Below are 14,113 nucleotides of genomic sequence, written 5' to 3' on the forward strand. Positions count from 1 at the left end.
TCGGAGTCGCGCATCCGCGACACCGACATGGCCTCGGAGATGGTCAACTTCACGCGTTCGCAGATCCTGTCGCAGGCCGGCACGGCGATGCTCGCGCAGGCCAACCAGATCCCCCAGGGCGTTCTCTCGCTCCTGCGGTGATCTGACCGGATAGGGAGCTAACCCTCCCGACCGGATCTCGACCACCGGTGGCGGGCTGTCCCCGCGACGCCCGCCACCGGTGCTTCACCACCCGGCCGGATCCCCGGCCACCACCCGCAGCACCGCAACTCTCGAACGGACGGCTCATGGCTTCTCTCGGCATCGACGGCATGATCAGTGGCCTCGACACGACGTCGCTCATCAACTCGTTGATGCAGGCCGAGGCCGCTCCGCAGACCCTGCTCAAGTCGAAGCAGTCGAGCACCACGTCGATGGTCACGGCGCTGCAGGCTCTGAACGCCAAGGTCGCGTCGCTCACCGACGCGGCGACCAAGGCGAGCACCGCCACCTCGTGGGGGGCCACCAAGGCCACCAGCTCGGCGACCTCCGTCACCTCGAGCACCACGAACGTCGCGCAGGCGACGTCCCTCAGCTTCACGGTCGACCAGGTTGCGCAGAGCCAGATCTCGCTGACGGGATCGTTCGCCACCCTCTCGGACCTCACCGGTGGTGCCTCGACCGTCACCATCCGCAAGCAGGACGGCACCCTCACCGAGGTTGCCGTCGGCGCGGACGCCTCAGCGCTCGCCAAGGCGATCTCCGGCTCGACCGCTGGTGTGTCCGCGGTCGCCGTGACGGTCGGCGGCAGCACGCGCCTGCAGCTCACCGGCAAGGACACCGGCGCTGCCGCCGCGTTCGAGGTCTTCGCCGGCACCGCTGCCGACGTCACGGCCGGAACCGCACAGGCAGTCAGCCTCACGGGCTCACGGACCGCGCAGGATGCCAAGGTCACCCTCTGGCCCGGCACGGGCGCGGCGCAGCAGGCCACCTCGAAGACCAACACCTTCTCCGACGTCCTGACCGGCACGTCGTTCACCGTCTCCAAGGTCGAGACCGACCCCGTGACGCTGACCGTCGACCGCGACGTCGCCGCGCTGACCTCGCTCGCCTCGGGCCTCGTCGGCTCCCTCGGTGTCGTGCTGTCGGAGATCAGCTCCCGCACCGCGACCACGACCACCACTGACGCCGACGGCAAGTCGGTGGTCAAGGGCGGCATGTTCTCCGGCGACAGCGGTGTCCGCGGGTTGCAGCAGTCCATCTCGAGTGCGGTGGGCTACCCCATCGACGGCATCTCTCCCTCGGCGGTGGGCATCACCGTCGAACGAGACGGCACCTTCACCTTCGACGAGAAGGTGTTCGCGGCGGCGCTCGACAAGGACCCGGCCCAGGTGCAGAACGTCATCTCGGGCATCGCGGCACGCGTCGCCGCGGTGGGCAAGGACGCCAGCGACTCGATCGACGGCTCGCTGACGCTCAAGATCACCGGTCAGCAGAACGTCCTGAAGGACCTGGGCAACCAGATCGACTCGTGGGACACCCGGCTCGAGCTGCGCCGTTCGTCCCTCCAGGCCACCTACTCGAACCTCGAGGTCACCCTCTCGGGGCTGAAGTCGCAGTCCTCTTGGCTCGCGGGCCAGCTGGCCTCGCTCGGCTGACCGAGACCCTGACCACCACCACTGACCAAAGGGCACCTCATGCACAACGTCCGTTCGCAGTACGTGGCCGCCGCGGTCGCAACAGTCGGTCCCGCGCGTCTGCTCACCATGCTGTACGACCGCATGCTGCTCGACGTGGACCGCGCGGTCACGTGCCTTCAGGCGGGTAACCGCGTCGACGGCACCCAGCACCTCGCGCACGCCCAGGAGATCGTCGCCGAGCTGATGGTCAGCCTGCAGGTCGAGGCCTGGGACGGTGGGCAGCAGCTCATGTCGATCTACCAGTACCTGCTCACCGAGCTCGTCGAGGCCAGCGTCAAGAGCGACGCGGACCGGGCCATCGCCTGCCGCGATCTCATCGTGCCCCTGGCTCAGGCCTGGCAGGAGGCCGCCGACCAGCTCGCCACCTCCGCGGCGAGCAGCGTCGCGAGCGTCACGCCCACGCGTGACGACGCCATGACGGCCGGCCTGCTCGGCGTGGGCTGACGTGCTCACGGGCGAGGTCGTTACCGGACCCAGCGACGCCCAGATGGCCTGGGTCGCCGCCTGGTCGGACGCGCTCGACGCGCTCGAGCTCGACGTCGACGCCGCCGACGAGCGGCTGCGCACCGCACACCTGGCCTCGGTCGAGGAGGTCGCCCTGGCGTCCGCCTGGCACCCCCCTGTCGGACTCGGCCCCCTGCCTGCCTCCCTCGAGGTCCGCGCTCGCGCCGTGCTGGGCCGACAGCTCGAGACCGCCCACCGCCTCAGCCAGACCATCGTCGTGAGCCGCCGCCAGCTGGCGGCCACCCGCGCCCTGAGCCTGCGGGACACGGAGTCTGCCGTCTACTTCGACGACGAGGCCTGACAGGCCAGGTGCACGACCGCGGCGCATCGTCGCGACGAGACAAGAAACCACCCGAGCGAACCCCTACAGCGGGCGGTCGCCCGGCCGATGGGGCGGTTGAGCACGGATCGCTCCCACATCGGGCCACGGAATGGCCACCCCCGCGTGCCTCCACGACCGAGGAGAGCAGTACCCGATGGCTCAGAGCAACGAAGTGACCATTTCGGCCGTCCTGATCGTCAAGGACGAGGAGGCCGTCCTCGAGGCGTGCCTGGAGTCCGTGCAGTGGTGCGACGAGGTCGTCGTGTACGACACGGGCTCGACCGACGGCACGCTCGAGATCGCCCGCCGCCTCGCGACCACGGTCGTCGAGGGCTTCTGGGACGCCGACTTCGGGGCTGCGCGCAACCGTGCCCTGGCCCACGCCACGTCCGAGTGGGTCCTCATCCTCGACGCAGACGAGGTCCTCGACGCCGACCCCGCGACGCTCCGGCGACACATCGGCCGGCGCGGCGTCAAACGACACATCGTGCAGATCAGGGAGCGCGGCGTGAAGAGCGACGATGCGATCACGCCGTCGATCCGCATCTTCGAACGCGAGACGCACCAGTATGTCGGCGCCCTGCACGAGCAGGTCGCGTCCCTGACGGGCGTCGGCTCGGGCATGGCGGCGCTCGACGGCGTCACCCTCTGGCACTCCGGCTACACCGACGCCGTCATCGAGCGCAAGCAGAAGCGCCGGCGCAACGTCGAGATCTCACGGGCCGGGCTGGACGCGGCCGTAGCGGAAGGCAAGGACGCGGCGTTCATCGCCGGATGCCAGGCGGACCTCGCACGCTCGCTGTTCCTCGACCAGCAGATCGAGGAGGCGCTCGTACTTGCGCATCGCGTCGACGACGAGGGACGCGCCGATCCTGCGGTCATGCTGCAGCTGGCCGCCAGCGTGTCGCGCACCGCGGGCCTCCTCGAGGACCGCGACCTCGAGGACCACTGGCTCGAGGTCTGGCAGCGCAACGCCGAGGGCTCGGCACTGCCGTGGGCGGCGCGCGTCCGCGCGATGGTCACCCGGGGGGACGCGCAGGGCGCGCTCGACGCTCTCGACCACATTCCGACCACGTCCGTCGACGACTTCGGCCAGCGCTTCGACCGCAGCACGCTCGTGGACTCGGAGGTCTGGGCGCACGCGCAGGTCGGGGCGAAGCGCCGTGCCGTGCGGGTCGCGCTCGAGGCTGTCGCCAAGGGTGTTCCGGCCTGGAGCCCGGTCCGGCTCATGAGGTTCGTGGGCCCGGACGGGGTGCGGACGGTCCTGGGCGGCGTCAAGGACGCCGACTGGTCCGGGTGGGCGCTGCGGTGCGTGGTGGAGGCGGCTGAGCCCGAGGCGCTCGAGTTCCTGCGCGTGATGGCACAGGTGCGCCCGGACAGCCTGGCGGCACCGTACTCGGCCGCGCAGCTCGGCAAGCGGCTGACGCTCGAGGAGGCGACCGAGTGGTCGGTCATGCTCCGCCGGCTGGGTGCGCCCGAGCTGTGCCCGCTCGTGGCCATCGCCACCGACGAGACGGCTGAGCCGAGGCCGCGTGCCTTGGCGGGCGCTCTGGCCTGGGACGTGTTCCAGGAGGAGCGGGCCCTGGAAGGCCTGCAGGCCGCCCTGGCGCTCGTGTCGGCCGAGGACGAGCCGGAGCTGCTCGTCGCCCTGGACATCGTCGCGCCGGGTCTCGTCTCCTCGGCGGCCTGACCCCGTGGCTCCGAGCACGCAGCCGACCGTCTCGGCCGTCCTGATCGTCAAGGACGAGGAGGCGGTGCTGGAGGCGTGCCTGGAGTCCGTGCAGTGGTGCGACGAGGTCGTCGTGTACGACACGGGCTCGACCGACGGCACGCTCGAGATCGCCCGCCGCCTCGCGACCACGGTCGTCGAGGGCTTCTGGGACGCCGACTTCGGGGCAGCCCGCAACCGTGCGCTGACACACGCCACCTCGCAGTGGGTCCTCATCCTCGATGCCGACGAGGTCCTCGACGCCGACCCGGTGGCCCTGCACCAGCACATCGGCCGGCACGGCGCCCAGCGGTACATCGTCCAGGTCCGGGACATCGGTCTGAGCGGTGAGGACGCGGTCGCGCCGTCGATCCGCATCTTCGAGCGCGAGACGCACGAGTACGTCGGCGCCCTGCACGAGCAGGTCATGCCCCTCGCCGGTGCCTCGAGCGTCGCAGCGCTCGACGACGTCATCGTGTGGCACTCCGGGTACACCGACGACGTCATGGAGCGCAAGCAGAAGCGTCAGCGCAATGTCGAGATCGCACGGGCCGGGCTGGACGCGGCGGTCGCGGCCGGCAAGGACGCGGGTGTCGTCGCGGGATGTCAGGTCGACCTGGTGTGCTCGCTGGTCCTCGCCCGGCACCTCGACGAGGCGGTCACGCTCGCACGCCGCGTCGAAGACGGCGGGTTCGCGGCACCGGTGGTCATGGCGGTGCTCGCCAAGTGCGTCGCCTCGGCCGCCTCCTTGCTCGGGGACCGGGACCTGGAGGACCACTGGCTCGAGGTCTGGCGCCGTGCCGCAGCGGGCTCCGCGCTGCCGTGGGCGGCGCGCGTGCGCGCGATGGTCGCCCGGGGCGATGCACGCGGCGCGCTGGACGCCCTCGACCACATCCCGACGACGTCCGTCGACGACTTCGGCCAGCGCTTCGACCGTACGGAGCTCGTGGACTGCGAGGTCTGGGCCCACGCGCAGGCAGGCGCGCGAGACCGTGCCCTGCAGGTGGCGCTCGCCGCCGTCGCCCACGGCGTCCCCGCCTGGAGCCCGGTCCGACTGATGGCGTGCCTGGGCCCGGACGGTGTGCGGACGGTCCTGGGCAGCGTCACGGACCACGACTGGGTGGACTGGGCCGCGCGGTGCGTGCTGGAGGCAGCAGCGCCCGAGTCGCTCCAGTTCCTGCGCGTGATGGCTCAGATGCGCCCGGACGACCTCGCCGCACCGGTCTCCGCCGCCCAGCTCGGCCCGTACCTGACGCTGGAGGACGCGACCGAGTGGTCGCTCATGCTGCGTCGGCTGGGTGCGGCCGAGCTGTGCCCGGTCGTGGCGATCGCCACCGACGAGACGGCCGAGCCGAGGCCCCGTGCGCTGGCCGGTGCCCTGGGCTGGGACCTGTTCGGGGACGAGCGGGCCCTGCACGGGCTGCAGTCCGCCCTGGCGGTCGTGCCCGCCGAGGACGAGCCGGAGCTGCTCGCGGCCCTGGACGTCGTCGCGCCAGGACTCGTCTCACCGGCGGCGTAACCGCCGGTCGGAGTCGACCAGGCACCGGCGCGGACCTGCCAAGACGCCAGGCGCGCGCCGGCCGAGGGAGCACCGCCGCCCCTCGTCGCAACGGATGCAGGACATTCCTCGCTGGTTTTCCTCATGACCCCCCGACTCCTGCCGATGGGCAGGTCTGAGCACGGATCGCTCACGCAGCAGGCCACGGATCGGCCGACACGCACGTTCTTTCTTCGTCGTGAGGTGGATCCTTCGCATGTTCGATTCCGTGAGCTCGGTCGCGCTCCAGAGCGCGCTCGACGGCCTGGCCATGCGCCAGCGCGTCATCGCTGACAACGTCGCGAACATCCAGACCCCCGGCTACCACGCCAAGAAGGTGTCCTTCGAGGACGCTCTCTCCAAGGCTGTGGGCCACGGCAGCGGCGCGGTCAGCGCGCACGTCGGCCGCTCCCTGGAGCCCACCCGCCTGGACGGGAACAACGTCAACCTCGACGAGGAGACGCTCCTGAACGTCGACACGAACCTCCGCTACCAGCTGGCGTCGCAGGCGATGTCGCACGAGTTCAGCAACCTGCGCACCGCGATGAGGACCAACTGATGACCATCTTCGGCGCGATCGGCATCGCGAGCTCCGGCCTCACCGTGCACCGCAAGTGGCTCGACGCGGTCAGCGACAACCTGGCCAACGTCAACACCGTCCGCGCGACGAGCGAGTCGGCGTTCCAGCAGAAGTACGTGATCGCCCAGGAGATGACCTCCGGCGACGGCGGCGTCCAGGTCGGCGGGGTCCTCGAGGGCAGCGCCGAGGGGCGGCTCGTGTACGAGCCCGACCACCCGCTCGCCGACGAAGACGGTTACGTGCGCTACCCCGACATCGACATGTCCAGCCAGATGACCCAGCTGATCATGGCCCAGCGTGGCTACCAGGCGAACGCCGCCGTGGTGGACCGCGCCAAGGAGACCTATCAGGCAGCCCTCCAGATCGGACGCAACTGATGACCATGCCCATCGCCGCGATCAGCGGTGTCACGTCCGTCGCCCCGACGCAGTCGATCGCACAGACCGCCGCCCCGGACGCAACCTCGGGTGCCGGCTTCGCGAACATCCTGAGCGGCGTCGAGAACCTGCAGCAGATGCAGGCGACCACCGACGACCTCGCGGTCAAGGCCGTCACGGGTGACCTCACCGACGTGCACGACTACACGATCGCCGCCGCCGAGTCCTCGAGTGCGCTCGAGCTGACCGCGACGCTGCGCAACAAGGCCGTCGAGGCGTTCAACGAGATCATGCGGATGCAGGCCTGATGCCCGCGCAGCTCCAGGCGGTCCTCGACCGCCTCACAGGTGCCGTCAAGCAGTTCTCGGTGGCACAGCGCACGCTCGGCATCATCGGCATCGCCGTCCTGGTGCTCGGCGCCGTCTTCCTCAGCAGCACGCTGAGCAAGCCCACGCTGAGCCCGCTGTTCACGAGCCTGTCCGGCGAGGACGCGAGCGCGGTCGTCGACCAGCTCACGGCCGACGGCGTGACGTACGAGCTCGCCGACGGCGGCTCCACGGTGCTCGTCCCCGCGGACAAGCTGTACGGCGAGCGCATCAAGCTCGCCGCGGCCGGACTCCCGACCAACGCGGACGGCGGCGGCTACTCGCTGCTCGACGACATGCCGATGACCGCGTCGGAGTTCCAGCAGCAGAAGACCTACCAGCGTGCCCTCGAGGGTGAGCTGGCCAAGACGATCGGCGCCATCGACGGCGTCGAGACCGCGACCGTCAAGCTCGCGGTCCCCGAGGACACCGTCTTCGTCGACAAGAAGGCCGACCCGACCGCCTCGGTGTTCGTGCGGACCACCCGTGGTGCCGCCCTCGACGCCGACCAGGTGCAGTCGATCGTGCACCTCGTCTCCGCGGGGATCCCAGACATGGTCCCCACCGACGTCGCCGTCATCGACTCGACCGGCCAGGTGCTGTCCACGGTCGGCGCCGGCGCCACCGGGTCCGGCATCGCCGACAAGCAGACGACCGACTACGAGTCCCGGGTGACCACCGCGGTGCAGAGCCTGCTCGACCGCGTCGTCGGCCCGGGCAACGCGGCGGTCACCGTCAACGCCAAGCTCAACTACGACGAGACCTCGATCACCAAGGAAGAGTTCTCGTCTACTCCGAACACCCCGCCGCTGGCGTCGTCCACGAAGACCGAGGAGTACAGCGGGGGCGCCGGCGGCGCGACCGGGGTGCTCGGCCCGGACAACATCGCGGTCCCCGGCGGCGACACCGGCACGGGCGACTACAAGTCGACCACCGAGGACGTCCAGAACTCGGTGAACAAGTCCACCGAGGTCACCACGGCCGCCCCGGGTGCCGTCGAGCGCCAGTCGGTCGCCGTCGCGGTCGACGCGGGCGCAGCCGCAGGCATCGACATGACCAACCTGCAGGCGATGGTGGCGGCCGCGGCCGGCATCGACACGACGCGTGGGGACACCGTCGAGGTCCAGTCCATGGCCTTCGACACCACGCAGGCACAGGAGGCGCAGGACGCGCTGGCCAAGGCAGACGCAGCCGCGAAGGCCGAGGCGCAGAACCAGCTGGTCGAGAAGGGTGCGATCGGCGGAGGAATCGTCCTCGCCGCGGTCATCGGGCTCATCGTCTTCGCCTTCGCACGCCGGTCGAACCGCAAGGCCCGTCGCACGTCGCTCGACCTGGGCGAGCTGTCCGTCATGAACGGGGCCGACACGCTGGCGCTCGAGGGTGCCGACATGGACGCGTTCCCGGAGCTGCCGGTCGCACCGCAGCCGCTCACGCCGGACCCGATCGCGGTCAAGCGTGCCGAGATCGGTGCGCTGGCCGAGGACCAGCCTGAGGAGATCGCCGACCTGCTGCGCGGATGGCTGACCGACGGGGCACACCGATGAGCACTCTGACGGGTACCCAGAAGGCCGCGATGCTCCTCCTGCAGCTGGGCAAGGAGCGCGCCGCCAAGGTCATGGCCCAGTTCGACGTGACCGAGATCGAAGAGCTGACCGGCGAGATCATGCGTCTCGAGCGTGTCGACCAGGCGCAGGCCGACGACGTGCTCGAGGAGTTCTACGCGGCGTCGGTCATCGGCCCGGGCGTGGGCGGCGGGATGCTCATGGCCCAGCACCTGCTCACGTCGTCCCTCGGTGGCGAGCAGGCCGCGCTCATGATGGAGCGCCTGCAGACCAGCATGGCGGGTCAGCCGTTCGAGTTCCTGCAGCAGGCGGACCCCCGCCAGGTGCTCTCGCTGCTGAACAGCGAGCACCCGCAGGCGATCGCGCTCGTCCTCGCGCACCTGCGCCCTGAGCACGCGTCCGCCATCCTGGCCGGCCTCGAGCCGAGCCTGCAGGGTGACGTCGCGCACCGTATCGCGCTCATGGAGCGCGCCTCGCCGGACGTCGTCGCACTGATCGCGGACTCGCTGCAGCGCAAGGCGTCGACCGTCCTGGCCCCGCGTGAGCTGGCTCCGGTCGGCGGCGTGGCCCCGCTCGTCGAGATCATCAACCGTGCCGACCCGACCACCGAGAAGATGATCCTCGAGGGTCTGGAGAGCCGCGACGAGGCGCTGGCCGAAGAGGTCCGCAGCCGGATGTTCGTCTTCGGTGACATCGTCCTGCTCGAGGACCGTGCCATGCAGCTAGTGCTTCGTGGTGTCGAGACCAACGAGCTGTCGGTGGCGCTCAAGGGCGTCAGCGACCAGGTCCGCGACACCGTGCTGCGCAACCTGTCTGAGCGTGCCCGCGAGAACCTCGTCGAGGAGATCGAGCTGCTCGGCCCGGTGCGGCTCTCGCAGGTCGAGGACGCACGTGCAGGCATCGTCCAGGCGATCCGCCGGCTCGAGGAGTCCGGTCAGATCGTGCTGCGCCGCGACGGTGAGGACGAGTACGTTGCGTGACGGTCTGGTCGCCGACCTGGCGACGACCCGTGCACCCGCCGGCTTCGTGCCGGGCGGGTTCGGTGGAGCCCCCACGCAGCGTCCCGCAACCCTGGGCGCCTCCAGCGTGCAGTCGTTCCAGCCGTCCGGGCTGAAGGCCGCCGAGCTGCCTGACGGCGTCCGCGACGCCGCCGAGGCGGCCGGCTTCGCCGCCGGGTTCGCCGCAGGCGCCCGCGAGGCTGCCGCCCTCGCCGAGCTCGAGACCTCACGGATCGCCGCGGAGCGTGCCGCGCAGGACGCGACGGCCGGTGCACTCCTGGGTCGGGCGCTCGACGTGCTGGCGCAGGCCGCCCAGGCCGCGTCGTCGCGCACCGCCCCCGTCCTGGCCGACTCCGAGCAGCACCTGCACGCCGAGGCTCTCGAGCTGGCGCGCGCCGTGCTCGCCGTCGAGCTCCTGGACAACGAGCAGTCCGCCCGCGCGGCCCTGGCCCGGGTGCTGAACCGGCCCCGCGCGACCGACTCCGTCACCATCCACCTCAGCCCGCGCGACCTGGACACCGTCCAGAGCGTCGGCGTGCTCGACCTGCCCGAGGGTGTCCGACTGGTCGCCGACCCGTCGTTGGCACCCGGCGACGCGCTCGCCGCGCACGCCGACGGCTTCCTGGACGGACGCATCAGCCTCGCGTTCGACCGTGCGCAGGCCGCCCTCGCGGGGGTGTCCGAGTGACCGCCGACCTGATGGTGCGCAACCGCTGGAACGACGCCCTCGCGGCGGTCGCGCCCGAGGTCGTCGGTACCGTCCGTGCGGTCGTCGGCCTCTCGATCGAGGTCGCCGGCACCGGCGCTGCGCTCGGTGAGCTCGTGCGCATCGGCGACGGCGCGGACGACGTGCTCGCCGAGGTCGTCGCGACGTCCGACGACACGGTCCGGTGCATGCCGCTGGGACGCACCCAGGGGCTGCGCGCCGGGATGGCCGCCCGCCCGCTGGGCCGCTCGCTCCAGGTCCCCGTCGGCAACGGGCTGCTCGGCCGTGTCATCGACGGCCTCGGCCGCCCGATCGACGGCAAGGGCCCGCTGGCCGCCGACGCCTGGCTCCCCATGGACGGACGCGCACCTCACCCGCTCGACCGGGCACGCGTCGACACCCCGCTCGACCTGGGCGTGCGCGTCCTGGACACCCTGGTCACCGTCGGCCGCGGCCAGCGCATGGGACTGTTCGCCGGTTCCGGCGTCGGCAAGTCGAGCCTGCTGTCCATGATCGCCCGCGGGACCGACGCCGAGGTGTCGGTCATCGCCCTCGTCGGTGAGCGTGGGCGTGAGGTCCGCGAGTTCCTCGAGGACGACCTGGGCCCCGAGGGGCTGGCGCGCAGCGTCGTCGTCGTCGCCACCTCCGACGAGCCCCCGCTCGTCCGGCTGCGCTCGGCGTTCGTCGCGACCCGCATCGCGGAGCACCTGCGCGACGGCGGCGCGCACGCCGTCCTGATGATGGACTCCCTGACCCGCGTGGCCATGGCCCAGCGTGAGATCGGCCTGTCCGTCGGCGAGCCGCCCGCGACCCGCGGCTACCCGCCGAGCACCTTCACGCTGCTCGCCCAGCTGCTCGAGCGCGCCGGCACGGGACCCACCGGCTCGGTCACGGGGCTGTACACCGTCCTCGTGGACGGCGACGACCACAACGAGCCGATCGCCGACGCCGCGCGCTCGATCCTCGACGGTCACGTCGTGCTCGACCGCCGCCTCGCGGTGGCCGGCCACTTCCCGTCCGTCGACGCGCTGGGCTCCATCAGCCGCGTCGCCTCGCGTGTGACGACGCCCGAGCAGCGCCAGGCCGCGACCCGACTGCGGTCGGTCATGGCCGCGCGCCGCCAGGCGCAGGACCTGATCGACGTCGGCGCCTACGTCGCCGGCTCCAACCCGCTGGTCGACGCAGCCGTCACGCACGGCAGGGCGATCGACGCGTTCCTGCAGCAGGGCATGGACGAGTCCGCTGCCACCGCCCAGTCGTGGGCGCACCTCGGTGCCCTCGTCGACGCGTTGGGAGACCTCTCATGAGCCGCGCCTTCCCCCTCGCAGGCCTGCTGCGACTGCGCACCATGTCCGAGGACCGGGCCGCTTCCGAGCTGGCACTGGCTCGTCGGGACCAGGTCCGCGCCGAGCAGCGCGCCCTCGAGACCGCGGAGCGCCTGAGCGGTGCGACGATGCCCAGCGGCACCGGCCTGCTCGCCTTCCAGGCTTCCGTCGCGAGCAGGTCCGCGCTCGGGTCGCTGCTCATCGAGCACCGCCGCGACGTCAGCGTCGCCGAGACGGTCACCGACGAGCGCACCGAGGCCTGGAGCGAGGCGCGCCAGCAGGTGCGCACGCTCGAGCGTCTCGAGGAGCGCCACGACGAGGCCGAGCGCCTCGAGGAGACCCGCGCCGAGCAGAAGGTCCTCGACGAGATCGCCGGACGCCGTGCATCGCAGGCAGGGGAGGGCTGATGGTCGACGGGATCGCGGCCGTCCAGGCCCGCATCGGGGAGCTGCGTCAGCTCGTGGCGCCGCAGAGGGTCGCGACGCCGACCGCGTCGACCGTGTCGACGTCGGCCGCCACGTCGAGCGCGTCGTTCACCGACGCCCTCGCCGCACTCGGCCTGTCGAGCACCGGAGCCCCCACCACGGCGACGACCGGCCCGACGGGCCAGTCGCTGATCGCGGCCGCCGAGAAGTACACGGGCACGCCGTACGTCTGGGGCGGGGAGTCCCTCTCCGAGGGCGGTCTCGACTGCTCCGGGCTGGTGCAGCTCTCGCTCGCCGACATCGGCGTGACCGGCATCCCGCGCACCGCGCGCGAGCAGATGACCCTGGGCACCGCGGTGCCCTCCCTCGACCAGGCGCTGCCCGGAGACCTCCTGGTCTTCGACGGCGGCAGCCACATCGCCATCTACGTAGGAGACGGCAAGATGATCGACGCACCCAAGCCGGGCGGCCACGTGTCCGTCCGCGACGTGTACGAGACGCCCACGGCGATCCGGCGCGTCCTGCCGCAGGAGACCGCCCCCGTGGCGGCCCCTGCCCCCAGCGCAGCCACCGTCACCGCGAGCGCACAGCGCGCCGCACTCGAGGCCATGATGTCGATGGGCTCGTCCGCCAGCGGGGTGGCCGCATGACCGCCGTCGGCGTGGCCCTCGTCGGGGCCGGCGCTCGCACGAGCTCCGTGCGCTCCTCCTCGGCGTCGGCGGGCGACTTCGCCCAGGTGCTGCAGCAGGTCTCCACCCACGACCGCAGCCCGGTGCGCTCCCACGCCCGCCCCGCCGCCGACCCCCACGGCCGCGACGCCGCAGCACAGCGGAACGCCGTGCGCGACGCGGACCGGTCCGTTGCCCGAGCTGCCGACAAGGCGCGCCCGGCGTCCACCAGCCCGTCCGACACGCCGGACGCGAAGCCCGTCGACAAGGCCGCCGCAACCGGCACGGGTCCGATCGACGACACCTCGGACACGCAGGACGTCGCCGCGGCCACGGACGACGCCGGCGCATCCACGACGGACGCTTCGGCTGCCGCACCGGCGAGCACGCCGGCCGCACCGCTGACGACGATGACCGCCACGGTCGCCGCGTCGCTCGCGGCTGCCGCCGAGCAGGCACCCGTCCAGACCGCGACCGCAGCGGAGCCGGACGCCGCACCCACCGCCGTCGCGACGCCCGTCCCGGCGACCGGCACGGCGCCCACCCAGGCGCCCGCCACCGCGTCGACCGCGAGCGCGGTCGTCACCCCGGGCACCGCCGCCGCACAGACCGCGGAGCCGGCCGCGCCGCAGGCACCGACCGGTCACGCTCCGGCACAGACGGCCCAGACCGCCGTCGCCGGCGCCACGACCTCAGCCGCGGCCGCTCCGGCCGACGCCCGGGTCGCCATCTCGTCGTCGCAGGCCCCTGTCCCCGCCGACGTGACCGGTGCCCAGGCACCGGCACCGACGGTCACGCCGATCGCGCTGCCCGTGGTCACCGCTCCGGCTGCTCCGGCACCGGCACAGGCCGCGGCACCGGCCCAGGCCCCCGCAACCCCGAACGCACCCACCGCGCCGCCGCTCGCCCAGCAGCTCGGCGCGCGACTGACCGCGCTGACAGGGCCCGGGGGACTGAGCCAGGGACGGCACATCCTCACGGTCCCGGTCGACCCCGAGAACCTCGGACCGGTCCGGATCGTCGCGCACATCAGCGAGACGTCGGTCCGGGTCGAGCTCGTCGGCTCGACCGACGCGTCCCGCGAGGCGCTCAAGGGTGCGCTCGCGGACCTGCGCAAGGACCTCGCGGCCAACGGGCTCACGGTCGACGTCGGCTCCGACAGCCGGCCCGACGCGCGCGGCTCGAGCAACGGCCTGGCGGGCTCCTTCGAGGGCTCGGGCAACCGCGGCCCCCGCGGAGGCTCGTCCTCGGGCGCGTCGGCTGTGCCCGCCACCGAGACCATCACACCGACCCCCGCCCGCGTCACGGGCGACCGGAGCCTCGACCTCGACCTCTGAGGCCCGGCCACCCCCACCAG

The 14,113-nt window shown here is 72.2% G+C and carries 16 protein-coding genes; all 16 read left to right on the forward strand.

The genetic code is table 11. The features are described 5' to 3' along the window. A partial coding sequence (locus N553_RS24870) for a flagellin (RefSeq protein ID WP_255347034.1) occupies positions 1 to 141 on the forward strand: 141 nt, incomplete at its 5' end. A 146-nt stretch (positions 142 to 287) separates the two neighbouring features. Further along, positions 288 to 1,637 (forward strand): flagellar filament capping protein FliD, encoded by a 1,350-nt coding sequence (gene fliD, locus N553_RS0120045; RefSeq protein WP_028048002.1) that lies wholly within the window; start codon positions 288 to 290, stop codon positions 1,635 to 1,637. Between the two features lie 39 nt (positions 1,638 to 1,676). Beyond that, on the forward strand, positions 1,677 to 2,123 hold the full coding sequence (gene fliS, locus N553_RS0120050) for a flagellar export chaperone FliS (RefSeq protein WP_028048003.1): 447 nt from the start codon (positions 1,677 to 1,679) through the stop codon (positions 2,121 to 2,123). Between the two features lie 43 nt (positions 2,124 to 2,166). Then, positions 2,167 to 2,484 carry a hypothetical protein gene (locus N553_RS23945; protein ID WP_051640409.1) on the forward strand — a complete coding sequence of 106 codons (318 nt, stop codon included), beginning with the start codon at positions 2,167 to 2,169 and terminating at the stop codon, positions 2,482 to 2,484. 175 nt (positions 2,485 to 2,659) lie between these two features. Next, positions 2,660 to 4,195, forward strand: a complete 1,536-nt coding sequence (locus N553_RS0120060; protein ID WP_028048004.1) for a glycosyltransferase family 2 protein — start codon at positions 2,660 to 2,662, stop codon at positions 4,193 to 4,195. Between the two features lie 4 nt (positions 4,196 to 4,199). After that, on the forward strand, positions 4,200 to 5,732 hold the full coding sequence (locus N553_RS0120065; protein WP_028048005.1) for a glycosyltransferase family 2 protein: 1,533 nt from the start codon (positions 4,200 to 4,202) through the stop codon (positions 5,730 to 5,732). Between the two features lie 235 nt (positions 5,733 to 5,967). Then, positions 5,968 to 6,309, forward strand: coding sequence for a flagellar basal body rod protein FlgB (flgB, locus tag N553_RS0120070; protein ID WP_028048006.1), 342 nt, complete (start codon positions 5,968 to 5,970; stop codon positions 6,307 to 6,309). Next, complete coding sequence (gene flgC, locus N553_RS0120075; RefSeq protein WP_028048007.1) at positions 6,309 to 6,707, forward strand: flagellar basal body rod protein FlgC; 399 nt, start codon at positions 6,309 to 6,311, stop codon at positions 6,705 to 6,707. The genes flgB and flgC overlap by 1 nt, the downstream gene beginning before the upstream one ends. Next, complete coding sequence (locus N553_RS0120080) at positions 6,707 to 7,015, forward strand: flagellar hook-basal body complex protein FliE (RefSeq protein WP_028048008.1); 309 nt, start codon at positions 6,707 to 6,709, stop codon at positions 7,013 to 7,015. The genes flgC and N553_RS0120080 overlap by 1 nt, the downstream gene beginning before the upstream one ends. Next, positions 7,015 to 8,616 (forward strand): flagellar basal-body MS-ring/collar protein FliF, encoded by a 1,602-nt coding sequence (gene fliF / locus N553_RS0120085; RefSeq protein WP_028048009.1) that lies wholly within the window; start codon positions 7,015 to 7,017, stop codon positions 8,614 to 8,616. Before N553_RS0120080 ends, fliF begins: the two co-directional genes overlap by 1 nt. Beyond that, the gene (gene fliG, locus N553_RS0120090; RefSeq protein ID WP_156043933.1) at positions 8,613 to 9,614 is read left to right on the forward strand and encodes a flagellar motor switch protein FliG; all 1,002 of its coding nucleotides are present in this window, start codon (positions 8,613 to 8,615) and stop codon (positions 9,612 to 9,614) included. Before fliF ends, fliG begins: the two co-directional genes overlap by 4 nt. Further along, positions 9,607 to 10,320, forward strand: a complete 714-nt coding sequence (locus N553_RS23950) for a FliH/SctL family protein (RefSeq protein ID WP_197030145.1) — start codon at positions 9,607 to 9,609, stop codon at positions 10,318 to 10,320. The genes fliG and N553_RS23950 overlap by 8 nt, the downstream gene beginning before the upstream one ends. A gap of 11 nt (positions 10,321 to 10,331) precedes the next feature. Further along, a complete protein-coding gene (locus tag N553_RS0120100; RefSeq protein ID WP_034623697.1) occupies positions 10,332 to 11,645 on the forward strand; it encodes a FliI/YscN family ATPase in 1,314 nt (437 codons plus the stop codon). Next, entirely contained in the window at positions 11,642 to 12,070 is a 429-nt protein-coding gene (gene fliJ, locus N553_RS23955) for a flagellar export protein FliJ (RefSeq protein ID WP_034623672.1), read from the forward strand. Before N553_RS0120100 ends, fliJ begins: the two co-directional genes overlap by 4 nt. After that, positions 12,070 to 12,738 (forward strand): C40 family peptidase, encoded by a 669-nt coding sequence (locus N553_RS23960; protein ID WP_051640408.1) that lies wholly within the window; start codon positions 12,070 to 12,072, stop codon positions 12,736 to 12,738. The genes fliJ and N553_RS23960 overlap by 1 nt, the downstream gene beginning before the upstream one ends. Further along, entirely contained in the window at positions 12,735 to 14,093 is a 1,359-nt protein-coding gene (locus tag N553_RS0120115; protein ID WP_028048011.1) for a flagellar hook-length control protein FliK, read from the forward strand. Before N553_RS23960 ends, N553_RS0120115 begins: the two co-directional genes overlap by 4 nt. Positions 14,094 to 14,113 lie beyond the last annotated feature (20 nt).

The organism is Cellulomonas sp. URHE0023, assembly GCF_000688475.1.
GTDB lineage: Bacteria > Actinomycetota > Actinomycetes > Actinomycetales > Cellulomonadaceae > Cellulomonas.

Bases quoted from the DNA above. Each gene is read 5' to 3' on its own strand.
- fliD (WP_028048002.1), top strand. From the start codon at position 288: ATGGCTTCTCTCGGCATCGACGGCATGATCAGTGGCCTCGACACGACG.
- fliS (WP_028048003.1), top strand. From the start codon at position 1,677: ATGCACAACGTCCGTTCGCAGTACGTGGCCGCCGCGGTCGCAACAGTC.
- N553_RS23945 (WP_051640409.1), top strand. From the start codon at position 2,167: ATGGCCTGGGTCGCCGCCTGGTCGGACGCGCTCGACGCGCTCGAGCTC.
- N553_RS0120060 (WP_028048004.1), top strand. From the start codon at position 2,660: ATGGCTCAGAGCAACGAAGTGACCATTTCGGCCGTCCTGATCGTCAAG.
- flgB (WP_028048006.1), top strand. From the start codon at position 5,968: ATGTTCGATTCCGTGAGCTCGGTCGCGCTCCAGAGCGCGCTCGACGGC.
- flgC (WP_028048007.1), top strand. From the start codon at position 6,309: ATGACCATCTTCGGCGCGATCGGCATCGCGAGCTCCGGCCTCACCGTG.
- N553_RS0120080 (WP_028048008.1), top strand. From the start codon at position 6,707: ATGACCATGCCCATCGCCGCGATCAGCGGTGTCACGTCCGTCGCCCCG.
- fliF (WP_028048009.1), top strand. From the start codon at position 7,015: ATGCCCGCGCAGCTCCAGGCGGTCCTCGACCGCCTCACAGGTGCCGTC.
- fliG (WP_156043933.1), top strand. From the start codon at position 8,613: ATGAGCACTCTGACGGGTACCCAGAAGGCCGCGATGCTCCTCCTGCAG.
- N553_RS0120100 (WP_034623697.1), top strand. From the start codon at position 10,332: ATGGTGCGCAACCGCTGGAACGACGCCCTCGCGGCGGTCGCGCCCGAG.
- fliJ (WP_034623672.1), top strand. From the start codon at position 11,642: ATGAGCCGCGCCTTCCCCCTCGCAGGCCTGCTGCGACTGCGCACCATG.
- N553_RS23960 (WP_051640408.1), top strand. From the start codon at position 12,070: ATGGTCGACGGGATCGCGGCCGTCCAGGCCCGCATCGGGGAGCTGCGT.
- N553_RS0120115 (WP_028048011.1), top strand. From the start codon at position 12,735: ATGACCGCCGTCGGCGTGGCCCTCGTCGGGGCCGGCGCTCGCACGAGC.